Genomic DNA, 14765 nt, shown 5'->3' with positions numbered 1-14765 from the left:
AAGACAGATCCTTCTTATTTAAGAATCTGTCTTTTTTAATTAATAATGATAAATTGTAAAATAATTGAAGAACCTTGTGATGGTGGTTGATTATCTAATAAAGTTAGCTGGCCAGTACTAACCTGATATAATGGCTGTGGTTGAAGTATTCCATTAATAAACAAATTAATGTAAGAAACCTCATCAGGAGATAATATGTGAGTTGTACCATATTGAGCTAGCCCATCTGAATCTATATATGTAAGTTTTTCTCCATCTGAAAAAGTGTAAAATAATAAATTAGTTGTTGTTATGGGGCCAATAACTCCAGTTGGACCTGTTGTTCCTGTTGTTCCTGTTACTCCCGTTGCTCCTGTTGCTCCCGTTGCTCCTGTTGTCCCTGTTGCCCCTGTTGCTCCCGTTGCTCCTGTTGTCCCTGTTACTCCTGTTGCCCCTGTTGCTCCCGTTGCTCCTGTTGCTCCCGTTGCTCCTGTTGCTCCTGTTACTCCTGTTGCTCCTGTTGTCCCTGTTACTCCTGTTACTCCTGTTGCTCCCGTTACTCCTGTTGCTCCCGTTACTCCTGTTGCTCCTGTTGCTCCCGTTGTTCCCGCTGATCCTGTTGCTCCCGTTGACCCTGTTGCTCCTGTTGCTCCCGTTGTTCCCCTTGATCCTGTTGCTCCCGTTACTCCTGTTGCTCCCGTTGCTCCCGTTGACCCTGTTGCTCCCGTTACTCCTGTTGCTCCCGTTGACCCTGTTGCTCCCGTTGACCCTGTTGCTCCTGTTGACCCTGTTGCTCCTGTTGCTCCCGTTGCTCCCGTTGGAATATAAATTGGCGGAAGAACCGGAAAAGTAGGTCCAATATTTTCTGGTCTTACCATACCTTTATTCAAAGATAATTTTTCATCGCTGTTCAATTTTCTACCTCATTTCACATTTTGTTTACTAATTAACAAAATAAAACCTCTATCATTTTAGAAAAATTCCATAACTACTTTTTCATACTCAAATGATTTTACATAAAGTAAACTTTTTACCGTTACTATAACTAGTAGTATTAATATAATAAAATGATAGTTCCATTCCAAAATACTAAATCGCTACTATTAAACTCTTCGACTCCACTTTCCGGATCTATCTTTTCACCCGCATTATCAACTTCAAATTATAATAATAATTTAATAATTAATTTAATTGCTGGTAATACAATTTCACTTCAACTATTCGGCGTATTATCCATAGTTAATTTAGTTGGGGGTGGTTCAACAGGTGCCTCTTTAACAATTATACGAATCGATTAAAAAATGATTCGTTCTTTTTTATAATAACCATTCTTAAATGCTAAAATAGTAACTATTACATCATTCCTTAAGCTTATATATTAATAACTTCACGACAGTGATTTTGCAATAAGAAACACTTTGTACTATATTCATAGTACAAAGTATCTATACTAAATTTTCCGTATATACATTATCAATTTACACTGCTCTCTGCCAATGTTACATTAAAGGTGAAGGTAGTTTCTCAAATGCGAACCATCTCAATACGTATATGAGAAACAAACTCCAATCCTATACGCGAGAGCAATACTATGTTGACACTCAAACGAGTGTCCTTTTTTATGAATTTCAAAAATAAAACCATCTTTTATAGATGGTTTATCAACGCACTTTTCTTTATATTCTTCGTATAATAGTAAATTTATATAACCGGATAATGTATGGTCATACTTAACCTAGTTAGCGTTCTTCCGAAATTATGATAAGAGTGTGGTCTATCCGCCTTAAAGCGAATTGAATCCCCACTATTTAATTTATATTGACAATCATTTATTTCAATTGTCAATTCCCCTTCAAATACCGTTATAAATTCTTCGGTCCCTTCTTTATGACCTTCCGAACTTAATTTTCCTTCAGTTTCAATTTCAACTGTATAGATTTCAAAGTTCCTATTATCTTGAAAAGGAAAAGATGGATACACTTTATATCTCCCATTGTCTTCTAATAATGCTTGAACATCACTTCGTAAAACGACTTTCGTATCCGGTTGCGGATTATTAATTAAAGAAGTAAAAGACACTTTCAACCCATTAGCTATTTTCCATATCGTTGTTAATGTTGGACTTGACTCTCCACGTTCAATTTGTCCAATCATTGTTTTACTCACACCTGTTAATTGGGCAACTTTTTCTAAACTTAATTTTTCTTTCTCTCGTATTGTTTTTAAATTTTTTGCCAGAATAAGTTGAATTTCTTCCATAAGAAACACTCCTAAACTATATACAATATAACGACCGTTATGTATAATAAAAAGCACACTTTATATTGTTATTTTCGGTCATTATAACATACACCAAATAATTAGGGGGTTTTGAAATGCCTATATTCTCTTTTTTGTTATTTGTTATTATAAGTAGCTTCACACCCGGTCCTAACAATTTCTTAGCTATGACATACGCCAATCAACATGGTTTAAAAAAGAGTATGCAATTTTGCTTTGGAGTAGCTTTCGGTTTTTTCATCCTCACTTCCTTATGTAGCTTCTTTAATATTGTACTAATTAATATCCTACCTATAATTGAATTCCCTTTAAAAATTTTAGGTGTAGCATACATGCTATATTTAGCCTTTAAAATACTCACTAGTAAAACTAGTGCAGATCCAGATGAAAAACATAATAAAAACTTATTTACAGTCGGGATTTTTCTTCAATTTGTTAATCCTAAAGGGATACTATTCGGGCTGACTGTAGTGTCAACTTTTATTCTCCCTTACTATAATTCATATTCAAGTTTTCTACTCTTCTCATTATTTCTAGGTGTAGTCGGGTTAATGAGTACATTCAGTTGGAGCTTATTTGGTTCTATGTTCCAAAAACTTTTATTAAAACATACTACATCATTTAACATCATTATGGCTGTCTTATTAGTTTTTAGTGCTATTTCAATAGTAATTAATTAAATTCAAATTCTCATTTTTTTCTTTTTAAATATATGTTTTGTAAATATACTTGAAATTTCCGGTGAACCTCTGACTTACATGTATTACTTATTATGTATTAAAACAGAAATCTTCTATATCTAATCATATTTATACGAGGTAACATTATAAAAAGAGGAATACTCATAATAAGTAATCCTCTTTTTATGTCCTATCGTTTTTAAAAATTTCTGTTCTACTAAACTAGAATTTCACTTAATTTCATACCACCAACCTTTCCAATCAAGGTAATCCGCCATCCCTTTAAGTTGCAGTATTTATGACTTTAAACTACTCATTTCAAAATCTTTTTATTATAATACAGAAAAATGCGTTATAATATAAGTTACTGGTCTCAAGGAGGAGTTTAATGACTGATAAATATAAATTTTTGATACTCATTGTTACAGCATTTTTTTCTTTCTTTTCCTTAATAAAAGATTTCCGTAACACTTCAAAAAGTTTCTTTTGGGGAAGCTTTGCAATTCTAACAAGCTTTATATTATTATTAACACACGCTTTAGAGTTAACTCCAATACTTCTCCATTCAGCCCAGATGGCTCTTGAGATTATTACAATACCTCGTAAATTATTGTTCCCGTCTGGCACTGAAGTTGCTAGTATTTGCTAACAATTCGTGTATCTAAAAAAATTCAAGTCTATATTTCTAATTATCTTTATAAATATAAAAATGCGGTTTCTCCTTTCTAGAGAAACCGCACCATATCAAAATTCTTATTAAATTTTAAACTGACTCGTATACAGATCAAAGTAAAACCCTCTATCTTCCATGAGAGATTCATGATTCCCTTTTTCTATAATACTTCCATCTTTTATAACAAGGATTTGATCTGCTTTTTCAATCGTTTTCAGTCGATGAGCGATTACGAAACTTGTTCGACCTCTCATTAAATTGTTTAGTCCTTCTTGTATTTGTAATTCTGTTCTCGTATCAATATTAGATGTTGCTTCGTCGAGAATTAATATATCTGCATCTGCTAAAATTGCCCGTGCAATCGCAAGAAGTTGTTTTTGTCCTTGACTTAAATTCGATCCTTCTGAAGCAATTTTCGTTTCATATTGATTCGGTAAATGTTTTATAAAAGAATGTGCAGATGCTGCCTTAGCTGCATTGATTACCTCTTCATCACTAGCATCTAATCGACCATAACGTATGTTATCCATAATCGTCCCAGCAAATAAATACGTATCTTGTAAAACTACTCCTATTTTACTTCGCAACGAATTCATATCATATTCTTTTATGTTTTTTCCATCAATATGAATTTGTCCTTGCTGTATATCGTAAAAGCGCGTTAGCAAATTAATGATTGTTGTTTTGCCCGATCCAGTTGGACCTACTAAAGCAATTGTCTCCCCTGGCCGCGCTTTAAGACTCACTTCTTTTAAAATCGTTTTATTTTCCTCATACCCAAATGAAACATTCTCGAGTGCAACATGTCCTTGTAAATTTTGTACAACGAATGCATCTTTTTTATTTTTGATTTCCGGTACTTCATCCATAATTTCAAAGACACGTTCCCCACCAGCCACTGCCGCTTGAATCGTATTCATTAAAGTTGCGAATTGACTGAGTGGTCTTGAGAATTGACGAGAATAATTAATAAAAGCTGCAATGACACCTACTGTTGTCATTCCATTTAAAGCCATTACTGACCCAGTCCCAATTACAAGTCCCATACCTAAGTTGTTAATAAAGTTCATACTCGGAAAAATAAAAGCTGAAAATGTATCCGCCTTCGTTGCAGAAACTCTTAGCTGTTCATTAATTTTATTGAAATTTTGTACGGTTTCTTTTTCTTTCCCATATAACGTTGTAACATCCGCACCTGTTATAGCTTCCTCAATAAATCCATTTAATTCTCCTAAATCTTTTTGACGCTTTGCAAAGTTTTTACCACTATAAGCAACTAGTTTTTTTGTAACGAAAAACATAATAGGTACTGTAATTAAAGTAACAATCGCTAAAATCCAATCTAATGCGAACATCGCAATCGTCACACCTATAAAAGTTAGCGCTGATGAAATAATTTGTACAACACTTTGTGTCAACGCTTGATTCAAATTATCTATATCATTTGTTACACGACTCATTAAATCCCCTTGAGAACGTACATCAAAGAACCGTAAAGAAAGCGTTTGGATTTTCTCAAAAATATCTTGTCTTATTTTTTGTATCGTTTTTAATGCAACGTTAACCATGACAAATGTTTGTAACCAAGTTAAAAACACTGTAATACCATAAATTGCGATAAGTAACATGCACATTCTTGCTGTGCCATTTAAATCTTTCGGTACAATATATTGATCTATAATTACTCCCATTAAATAAGGACCTAATAATCCAAGTAACGTTGTAGCAAATACTAAAAATATAACGAACGTAAGAGCAGCCTTTTGATAGCCCATATAGTTCCATACTCTCATCACAGTTCCTTTCGTATTTTTAGCCTTCCCCATCTTTGTTGCGTTACGCCCACCTTTATTAGCAAATTGCCCTTGAAAATTACGCATGTTCTTTCCCACCTTCCTTATACAAATTGCCACCTTGGGAAAGATAGATTTCTTGATAAACCTCGCATTGTTCTAACAGTTCTTTATGTGTACCATCACCAACTAATTCACCATTATCTAACACGAGAATTTTATCAGCATCTATTATTGATGAGATTTTAGAAGCAATTAATAATGTTGTTGTTCCTTTATATTCTCTCCTTAATGCTGATTGAATGTTAGATTCTGATTTAGCATCAACTGCTGATGTAGAATCATCTAATACAAGAATAGATGGCTTTCTCACAAGCGCCCTTGCAATGGATACACGTTGTTTTTGTCCACCTGATAAATTCGTCGCACCTTGTGTTACATGATATTGATAAGAATCTTCCAGTTTGTTAATAAACTCAGTCGCACAAGCTGATGAAGCCGCCACTTCCAGCTCTTCCTTCGTTGCATCTTCTTTTCCATAACGTAAGTTCTCTTCTATACTACCTGAAAACAACAATGCCTTTTGAGGTACAAACCCGATTGAACCACGAAGTTTTTGTAAATCGTATGCCTTAACATTTATTCCATCAATACATATTTCACCTTGATCAACATCGTATAAGCGTGGTAACAATTTTGCTAAAGTAGATTTACCACTTCCTGTAGAACCGATAACCCCTACTTTTTCACCTTTACATATGCGAAATGAAATATCTTTTAAAACATATTCATTATTTTTCGTATAACTATAACTAACATTTTTAAAATCAATATTCCCCTCAATTTCCTTAGGTACAAGCGCATTTGTTTCGCTCGTAATATCAACCTCAGTATTTAAAACTTGCTGTACTCGATCCGCAGACGGAAATGCTCGCGCGATTTGCATAAATACCATACTGATAGACATAAGTGACATTAAAATGATATTCAAATAATTTATAAACGCTAATATAGCTCCTACTTGAAGAGTCCCGTTAAATACTTTTTCTCCACCAATCCATAATGTTGCGACAATCCCTCCGCTTACAACTAACATTATGATTGGCATCATTAAGGAAATAAGCTGCACCGCTCTAATATTTATCTTCGTTAAATTTGTATTAACATTTCCAAACTGATTAATTTCATATTTTTGTCTTACATACGCTTTAATAACACGTACTCCAGATAAATTTTCTTGTAACTTTGTATTCACTTTATCTAATGCTTCTTGCACCTTTTTGAACGTCCCGCTCGCTTTACTCGCAATGAATATAATCGCAAGTAATAAAATTGGAACGACTACGAGTAATATAGGAAATAACTCGCGTGCTGTTACAAAAACAATTATGATACTTCCGATAAATAACAAAGGACCACGAACAAGAACACGTAATGTCATCGTCATCGCCGATTGAATAGATGTAATATCATTTGTCACTATCGTTAATAACTTTCCAGTTCCAAACGAATCACGATTTTCACTAGAAAATGTTTCTATTTTCGCAAACACATTTTTTCGTATGTCAGTAGCGAAATTAACAGCTGCTTTTGTAGAATACATCATACACCCAAGCCCTCCAACTAAACCGAGTGCTGCAGCTCCTATCATAAGAAGCCCCATTTTTATTACATAATTCATATCCCGATTTGCTATCCCAACATCAATAATATGTTGCATAATAGTCGGTTGAATTAAGTCCATCGCAACCTCAAGTACCATAAATAGTGGTCCAATAATAGCGAAGAACATGTATGGTTTTAAATACTGTAATAATTTACGAAATGATTTCATACATAATCTCCTTTTCCCATGAAATTACCCCCGAATAACTCATATCCCTCCTTATTTAAGCGCTGTAGTTTGTAATTTCTTTCTTATTCCTATTATATTATGTAAATTAATATTTAACATTATTAAATGATAAGCATTAATGACTTTACGGTCAATAAATGTGCTTTTTATTATATACATATAAAAACCGCATTCCTAATGAAAAGAATACGGTTTTTCATCTATATTTTTTCAGTTGTAAACTCTAAAAACTCAGTCTCAAATCCATTATTTTTAGACGGACTACACGTGTAAAAACCTATTTTAATAGGCTTATTTCCTATATCCTCCATCAAATGAGCGATTCTTATTTGTTCCCATTGGTGGATCTTCTTCACATATATTGTATAATCACCACGTTTACGAACAATTCGAAAACGCAGTTGCTCGTTAGCTAATTCTGTCGGAAAGTCTTGCGTGGACCAATCGGAATATCCATTATTCGTTACGACAGCTCCTAAATGAGATGGACCATCTGGAATATATTCTAATGAAGTTTTCAGCCAACACTTTTCCGAAACCATAACAAAAAGACCAGCTTGATCGAATTTTGAATTTGGATTCATACGCAATTGAACTTCAGCTTGAAAGTCTGTCATCGTCTCTGTATAAAATACATGACCATTCATTACTTCGAATCCATAATGTGTTTTAAGCCAAAAATCTGTTTCGGCTTTCGAGCGGACAATAAGCGCATGATTGTTATTAAGCTTATAATATTCAGGTACATTCATTATAGTAAGTTGCTCAATATGTTCTGGTATATGTGATATTTTCATAGTTCCTCCTTAATAAAGCATCTATATACACATTTAAAATTCTACTAATACTGGGAATTTATAACCTTTCAAATCCAACTCTCTATTACTTCGAACCATTAAATACTTACTTGATTGTAATTCTGTAAACTGTACATCCTCAACCCCTAATTGATCTGGAGAGAAGTAAAATTCGATTTCTGTAAATCTTTCAGCGATCTCCCCACATATTTCATCTAAAACTGGAATTACTGGTGCAAACACTCCATATAATTTCAACTTTTCATTATCTACTTCATACACAATTAGAGCATCTAGTTTCTCTGAATAATACAATCTCTCATTCCATTCCGAATTGTACATATTCAAATAAAACGAAGGATGGAAGTTTAATGTTGAAAAATTATTTGAAAGTCTTTGGCTACTATCTATAGTTTCATGTATTAATTTTCTATCCTCTTCCATATAATAATCTAGCTCTCTAAGTAAGGAATCATTATTATTCTTTTTATCATATGGAATAGTCATCAAATACTCCTGCACAACTTTAAAACCATATGATGTATATAGTTCAGGTTTTTCCGTAAACAATAATGTGCATTCACATTTCTTATCGATTTCTTCTATCATTTTACTCATTAATTGCGTCATGAGTCCTTGTCTTCGAAAATTAGGGTGTGTCATTACCGATTGAATGCCTGCTGCATTTATTCTTTCACCATTCACTAGCAATGGTAACGAGAATACCGCAACGTTTGCAATCGCTTTATCTTCTTGTAAAAATGATAAAGCTTTATATGTATCATCCCAATAACCTCTCTCTGAAAAATCATGCAATGTTTGACTTGGAATCCCAAACACTTCTTCAAATAAAGGAAATAACTGCTCTCTTTTCGGTTCTTCTAAAAGAAGTTTTTCAAAACTTTCAACATTCCCCATGTTGTCCCTCCATATGTTAATTCCATCAAATTAGATATAGTTGTAGAACCTGCTCTTAAAGTAATAGGTCTTACCAATCAATATACTATCATAAAATATAAAAAAAAAGTCTAATTAATTTTATGTTTCGACTATTCGAAAACAAGTCGAATAAAACAATATTAGGATTTTTGGATATTAATGAGTTTATTATATAAAAATAGCGCTTTCTAATTCGTTTTTACTAATAGAAATATACTATTTATAATAAAAGATTTTTATTCTTTTATCCCTTCAAGTCTTTCCTTCGTATTAATTTCTTCTCCACTTATACGCTTTTCAAAAGACTTTCTCCAACTACTTGAAAGTGCATTTACTTCTAATATCCTTTTTATCCCTTCAATATTTTGCTTTTCCTTGTGCATGATACGGTTAGCAAACGCTACTGAAACACCCTTTGGATCAGACTGTAGTCTTTTTAAAGTATCGACTGATGATACCCATCCTTCTTTTAATACGCGAAAATAAAATCCTGTATATCCTGTTTCTTGAAAATATAGTGGTAACTTCGGGATATTGTATTTCTTAGCTAATTTAAAACAAGGTTGCCTTGGCTGCGTTACTTGTACAATTGCTTCTCCAATTTGAAATGTATCACCAATACAAACATCCTCTTCGCGCATATCACTAACTGTTATATTTTCTCCGAAAGCCCCATATACAAGATCTTGATTCAACTCTTTTTCCCAGTATGGATAGTGATCACCAGTATAAACACAAACTGCTTTATCTACTCCTCCATGATGAACTAAGTCAGCTTGTCCATCCCCATTAAATTTTACAAAAGATAAATATACCGGTTCCTTTACTTGTTTCTTATTTATGCCTGTATGAATTACTTTTCCGCCGTATGTAACCTCTTTTGGTAATCCTATATTTAAAGATAATAATTGATATTCATTAGCCATTCTATTTCCTCCTTTAAAGGTGTTACATGTATTTTCTCTCGGTTAATTTTTACAATCCTCTCTGTTATATAAAGATGATTATAAAACCTCTAAAATCATTGTTCAATTCAATTATTTATATAATAATGATAGGTATATCCTATTATTATACTTGAGGTGATTCCAATCGAATTACGACAACTTGAATACTTTTTAGCTGTTTCAAAAGAATTACATTTCACAAAAGCAGCTGAGAAATTAAATATTTCACAGCCTTCACTAAGTCAACAAATACGTGCATTAGAGCATGAAGTTGGAATGCCCCTTTTCGATCGAATTGGTAAAAAAATATCTTTAACCGAAGCTGGGAGGATTTTATTATTACATAGTAAAACAATTTTTCATGAAGTTGAACAAGCCCGTTCTGCTATTCAAGATTTAAACGGATTACAACAAGGTTCCTTAACAATTGGATCATTATTAACCGTCGTAAATTACTTACTACCACCAGCTATTTTAAATTTTAATAATTTATATCCCAATATAGAACTTTCTGTATTAGGACTTCGCACAGGAGATATTCGTGAAAAATTATTACAAAACGAACTAAATATTGGCATTACATTTCTACCGGTGCAAGATAAAGAAATTATTTCTATCCCTCTCTACAAAAGTGAACTTATAATAGTCGTACCAACTGGTCATCAATTAGCTGAACATAATCATGTATCTATTGCTGAATTGCAGAATTACCCTTTAATTCTTTTACCTAAAAATTTCTTTTTAACCGAATTAATTACATCCCATTGTCAAAAATTCAACTTTAAACCAAAACCAATTTTAGAAATTAGTACAATGGAATCTTTAATCCAAATGGTTTCAAAAGGCATGGGGATTACAGTTTTACCAAAACCGTATATAGACTTTTTACAAAATAAAAACATTCAAGCTATTAAAATAGAAAATCCTACTCCAATAATAGAAATAGGGCTTATTTATAGAAAAGATAAATATATGTGTGCTGCAACTCGAGAATTTATTAAACAATTGAAACTAACCGTACATTCTTTACAAAATTAAACGAACAAAAGAGATTATCCTATGAAGTCATTTCATAACGACCTAGTAGAATAATCTCTTTTCATAATGAAATAAAGTATTAACTATAAATTTTAGTGTACCTTTTTGGAAATTGGAATATATTTTGTAAAATAAGCCCCAACTAACAATAATACGATTGAAAATAGCACTGTCAACATACCGCCGAACTGAAACCAATATGCGAACAAATTAAAAATTGCAAGTGAAAAGAAACAAATTGAAGTTAATGCACTCTTCAATCCTTTTATTTCTGCTTTTTTTCTTTTTTGATACGCAATATACATGGAAACGGCTAAAAAAATGATAAAAACAATCATTAATAAAATGTTTAGCATCGGTAATCCCTCCAGTATAAATAACCTCCTTCGGTGCTACCATATTACCCCATTTACCCTTTTGGAATCAATTTATTATTCTCTTCTCTCCAAAAATCAGTATAAGTTTTATTTTCAAAGTTCACATTCACCTCAGAAAAAGGAAGACTCCCTCCAACCTCCAACGAGTACCAGTCATTTAAAAGTGGAGACCCGAAACAAATATTCATTGTGCATTCATGCAAATCAAATAATACGGAATGTAAAGTTCCAAACCATTCTTCATAATTATGCACCGTCAGCCCGGCAGGATATTCTTTTTGTACTAATCCTTTTAAAGACTCTATACTCACTTGTTCATTTCGATTTAAATGTTCATACAATGTGTGATATCGGTTTGTAGATTGTTCTAATCTTCTACTATTCAGTTTTTGAATAGGTAAACTAATTGCGTGGTTTGTTGATACGATAAAATCTTGGCTTTCCTCAACAATTGTGATTATTGATTTATATCCATCAAATATTTCAATACATACTGCATCTACAGGGTCGGCTACTATTAGATTCATATTACTAGCAATTGGTATTTCTTCTATTAGTGACTTAGCCTCCTGCACATTTTTGCATTTCTCCAATAATACTCTAATGACCGCAAAACATTGTAAACCACTTACCGCTGGCTTTCTTAAACCCGCAATATTTCCAACCGGTTGACCACATGCTGAAAATGTAACAGATAATCCATGCTCGTTAACTCCTTCCGTTCGGCCAAAATATTGAGTAGAAAAGCCACTATGTGCATATGCACCTTCAACATGAGTCGAACAAAAACGCATATCATCTATTACTGGTGACAAATCATAGTTTCTTAATACATAAGTATGCTTTAAATCTGTCTTTTTAGGTAAAACAGCACAATGGCTACAACCTGCTTTTAATAGTGTTTGATAATAATACATCATATTTTCAGATGAAATTTTTAATACTTCACAAAACCCTTCAATCTCTTCATTAATTCCTGGACAATAATTATGTAATATGTTCCTAGATTCTGTCCAATGCTGATGCGATATTACATTTTCTTTCTGTATAAATTGCGGAATAAGGTAAGGATGTTGTTTTACAAATTCCCCTTGTTGCTTACCGATTTCATAATGACTTCCTTTTAGCGATGAAAAATACCCCTTTACTTGATACATCTAATTCCCCCTTATTGAATTTATCCATATCGTACCAAATAAATTGTATTCATTCTTGATGTTTTTTACTGTCTTTCAAATCAAATACGGCTGGAATAAAGCGAACAGTTATAAAATAAAAACTAGGAAACTGTAATCTTTAACAGTTCCCTAGTTTCCTTCATACTAAATGATTCCCTCTTCCACCATCGTTTCTGCAATTTGCACCGAGTTCCACGCCGCACCTTTTAATAAATTATCGGAAACGATCCAAAGATGGAATCCGTTTGGTGTATCAGGATCTTTTCTAATTCTACCGACAAATGTATCTATTTTCCCTTCTGCGTATAATGGCATTGGATACAGCTGTTCACTAGGGTTATCCTGCAAAATAACACCTGGTGCATCAAACAATACTTCTTTAATTTCTGCAACAGTTGCTTCTTTTTCAAGCTCTATATAAACCGATTCTGAGTGACCTGATATAACTGGAACACGCACACAAGTAGCTGCCATTTTCAAGTTTGGGTCTTCTAAAATTTTCTTCGTTTCTTGTATCATCTTTACTTCTTCAAAGGTGAAATCATTATCCGTGAATATATCTACTTGAGGAAGTACATTAAATGCAATTGGATAATGTTTTTTATCTTTTTTCGCTGGTAATATAGTACTCTCCACTTCTTCACCTGCAAGTATTGACTTAGCCTGTTCTTTTAATTCTTGAATTGCATGAATACCAGAACCCGATACAGCCTGATAAGTGGAAACGATAATTCGTTCTAATCCGAATACTTTTCGTATTGGCTGAAGAGCTGTTACCATCTGTAATGCTGAACAATTCGGAACTGCTATTATCCCTTTATGTTCCTTTAAAGTGTGCGCATTTACTTCCGGAACAACAAGAGGTACATCACGTGCCATTCGATATTCACTTGTGTTGTCAATTACGATGGCACCGCTAGAGACAGCTTGATTTACAAATTGTCTAGAAACTTCTCCTCCAGCGCTAAAAAAGGCAATATCTACCCCTTCAAAGCTATTTATTTTTGCTTCTTGTATAATGATCTCTCGCCCTTTAAATTGTACTGTCTTACCAGCCGATCTTTTTGACGAAAGTAACGTAACTTCAGTTATATTAAACTTTGTTTCTTTTTCTAACAGTTCAATAATTTTCTGACCTACTGCACCCGTAGCCCCAACAACAGCTACATGATAGCCCTTTTCACTCATCTTTTCTCCTCCAATGTTAAATGAATAAATATTTCTACAATTTCATTTTATAAGGAATTTAATCATTTGGAAAATTGAAATACGTGATATAATCATTCACAAATCATGATAATAAAAGAGGGATTGTTTATGGAAATGAGACACGTTAAAACATTTTGTGCGATTGTTAAGTATGGTGGTTTTTCTAAAGCTGCTCATGCATTAGGTTATGTGCAATCTACAGTTACAGCGCATATGAAAGCATTAGAGAACGATTTACATATTCCTCTTTTCGATCGGTTAGGAAAAAAAGTACTTCTTACAAAAGCAGGTCATCAATTTCATCCTTATGCTTTAGAATTACTTGCAATTTATGAAAAAGCGCAAGAAATCCCTCAAAATACCGATCAATTAGAAGGTACATTGAGTATTACATCAAACGAATCATTAGCAGTATATCGTTTACCACAATTATTACGTACTTACAAACAGAAAAATCCGAAAGTAAATATCGTACTTGAAACAAACACAAATGAACAAGCATTACAAAAATTACATGAAGGAGAAACAGACGTTGTCTTCATAATTGGAGAAAGTATAGAACATAATGATTTTATTACGTGTACTTTTAGTAATGAAACATTTGGATGGATTTTACCACCCCATTACTGTACACACTCTAATCCATTTTATTTACTAAACGATACCCAGTTTATCTTTACGGAACAAAGCTGCGGCTATAGACCGATGGTAGATCGTTTTTTACGTCAAAGCGGGAATATTCCAGCTAAAACATTTGAAACTTCCAACGTTGAAGTCATTAAACAATCCGTCATGTGTGAATTAGGAATTTCAATTCTTCCTTACATCGTTGTACAAGAAAGTTGTCAAAAAGAGCAACTCTGTTTTCAGCCTATTGAAACTCCAACAGTTATTCAAAGCCATGTAATCTATCATAAATCTAGATGGATTTCCCCTGTAGTACAGTCGTTTCTTTCACTATTAAAGGTTATGAAAGTATAAAATAATATGAAAGAAAACATGAGTTGAAATCCTTTAAAG

Annotated in this window: 14 protein-coding genes and 1 pseudogene; 5 read left to right on the top strand and 10 right to left on the bottom strand. The window is 33.0% G+C overall.

What is annotated here, in order from left to right; translation table 11 throughout:
* Positions 1–35: 35 nt before the first annotated feature.
* Complete coding sequence (locus PDQ40_RS04935) at positions 36–893, bottom strand: DUF4183 domain-containing protein (protein WP_270691259.1); 858 nt, start codon at positions 891–893, stop codon at positions 36–38.
* A 183-nt stretch (positions 894–1076) separates the two neighbouring features.
* On the opposite strand from PDQ40_RS04935, the pseudogene PDQ40_RS04930 reads away from it, so the two are divergent.
* A pseudogene (locus PDQ40_RS04930) lies at positions 1077–1277 on the top strand (BclA C-terminal domain-containing protein); the annotation flags it as partial.
* Between the two features lie 403 nt (positions 1278–1680).
* Here the strand turns inward: PDQ40_RS04930 and PDQ40_RS04925 are convergent.
* Positions 1681–2295 carry a helix-turn-helix domain-containing protein gene (locus PDQ40_RS04925; RefSeq protein ID WP_117611404.1) on the bottom strand — a complete coding sequence of 205 codons (615 nt, stop codon included), beginning with the start codon at positions 2293–2295 and terminating at the stop codon, positions 1681–1683.
* A gap of 59 nt (positions 2296–2354) precedes the next feature.
* On the opposite strand from PDQ40_RS04925, the gene PDQ40_RS04920 reads away from it, so the two are divergent.
* Both PDQ40_RS04920 and PDQ40_RS04915 read left to right on the top strand, forming a co-directional pair.
* Positions 2355–2939 (top strand): LysE family transporter, encoded by a 585-nt coding sequence (locus PDQ40_RS04920; protein ID WP_049122404.1) that lies wholly within the window; start codon positions 2355–2357, stop codon positions 2937–2939.
* 388 nt (positions 2940–3327) lie between these two features.
* Positions 3328–3588, top strand: a complete 261-nt coding sequence (locus PDQ40_RS04915) for a hypothetical protein (RefSeq protein ID WP_000130517.1) — start codon at positions 3328–3330, stop codon at positions 3586–3588.
* A gap of 107 nt (positions 3589–3695) precedes the next feature.
* On the opposite strand, the gene PDQ40_RS04910 is transcribed toward PDQ40_RS04915, so the two are convergent.
* From PDQ40_RS04910 to PDQ40_RS04890, 5 genes are all read right to left on the bottom strand, one after another.
* Positions 3696–5492, bottom strand: a complete 1797-nt coding sequence (locus tag PDQ40_RS04910; RefSeq protein ID WP_001243538.1) for an ABC transporter ATP-binding protein — start codon at positions 5490–5492, stop codon at positions 3696–3698.
* Entirely contained in the window at positions 5485–7239 is a 1755-nt protein-coding gene (locus tag PDQ40_RS04905) for an ABC transporter ATP-binding protein (protein WP_000834809.1), read from the bottom strand. The genes PDQ40_RS04910 and PDQ40_RS04905 overlap by 8 nt, the downstream gene beginning before the upstream one ends.
* Before the next feature lie 221 nt (positions 7240–7460).
* Positions 7461–8057, bottom strand: a complete 597-nt coding sequence (locus PDQ40_RS04900) for a DUF1349 domain-containing protein (protein ID WP_000703153.1) — start codon at positions 8055–8057, stop codon at positions 7461–7463.
* Between the two features lie 33 nt (positions 8058–8090).
* Positions 8091–8975, bottom strand: a complete 885-nt coding sequence (locus tag PDQ40_RS04895) for a GNAT family N-acetyltransferase (protein WP_270691258.1) — start codon at positions 8973–8975, stop codon at positions 8091–8093.
* A 257-nt stretch (positions 8976–9232) separates the two neighbouring features.
* Positions 9233–9922, bottom strand: coding sequence for an MOSC domain-containing protein (locus PDQ40_RS04890; protein WP_073541496.1), 690 nt, complete (start codon positions 9920–9922; stop codon positions 9233–9235).
* A 156-nt stretch (positions 9923–10078) separates the two neighbouring features.
* On the opposite strand from PDQ40_RS04890, the gene PDQ40_RS04885 reads away from it, so the two are divergent.
* On the top strand, positions 10079–10981 hold the full coding sequence (locus tag PDQ40_RS04885) for a LysR family transcriptional regulator (RefSeq protein WP_000612253.1): 903 nt from the start codon (positions 10079–10081) through the stop codon (positions 10979–10981).
* Positions 10982–11073: 92 nt separating this feature from the next.
* Here the strand turns inward: PDQ40_RS04885 and PDQ40_RS04880 are convergent, their stop codons facing one another.
* The 3 genes from PDQ40_RS04880 to PDQ40_RS04870 form a co-directional block, all read right to left on the bottom strand.
* Positions 11074–11337, bottom strand: coding sequence for a hypothetical protein (locus PDQ40_RS04880; RefSeq protein WP_000932119.1), 264 nt, complete (start codon positions 11335–11337; stop codon positions 11074–11076).
* 53 nt (positions 11338–11390) lie between these two features.
* Positions 11391–12515, bottom strand: coding sequence for a C45 family autoproteolytic acyltransferase/hydolase (locus tag PDQ40_RS04875; protein WP_000285218.1), 1125 nt, complete (start codon positions 12513–12515; stop codon positions 11391–11393).
* 165 nt (positions 12516–12680) lie between these two features.
* Positions 12681–13724 carry an aspartate-semialdehyde dehydrogenase gene (locus PDQ40_RS04870; RefSeq protein ID WP_001290626.1) on the bottom strand — a complete coding sequence of 348 codons (1044 nt, stop codon included), beginning with the start codon at positions 13722–13724 and terminating at the stop codon, positions 12681–12683.
* A 129-nt stretch (positions 13725–13853) separates the two neighbouring features.
* On the opposite strand from PDQ40_RS04870, the gene PDQ40_RS04865 reads away from it, so the two are divergent.
* Positions 13854–14726, top strand: coding sequence for a LysR family transcriptional regulator (locus PDQ40_RS04865; protein WP_000425885.1), 873 nt, complete (start codon positions 13854–13856; stop codon positions 14724–14726).
* Positions 14727–14765: the final 39 nt, after the last annotated feature.

It is taken from the genome of Bacillus cereus group sp. Bc061 (genome assembly GCF_027715825.1).
Classification (GTDB): Bacteria; Bacillota; Bacilli; order Bacillales; family Bacillaceae_G; genus Bacillus_A; species Bacillus_A paranthracis.
This window is presented reverse-complemented; position numbering and strand designations above follow the sequence as displayed.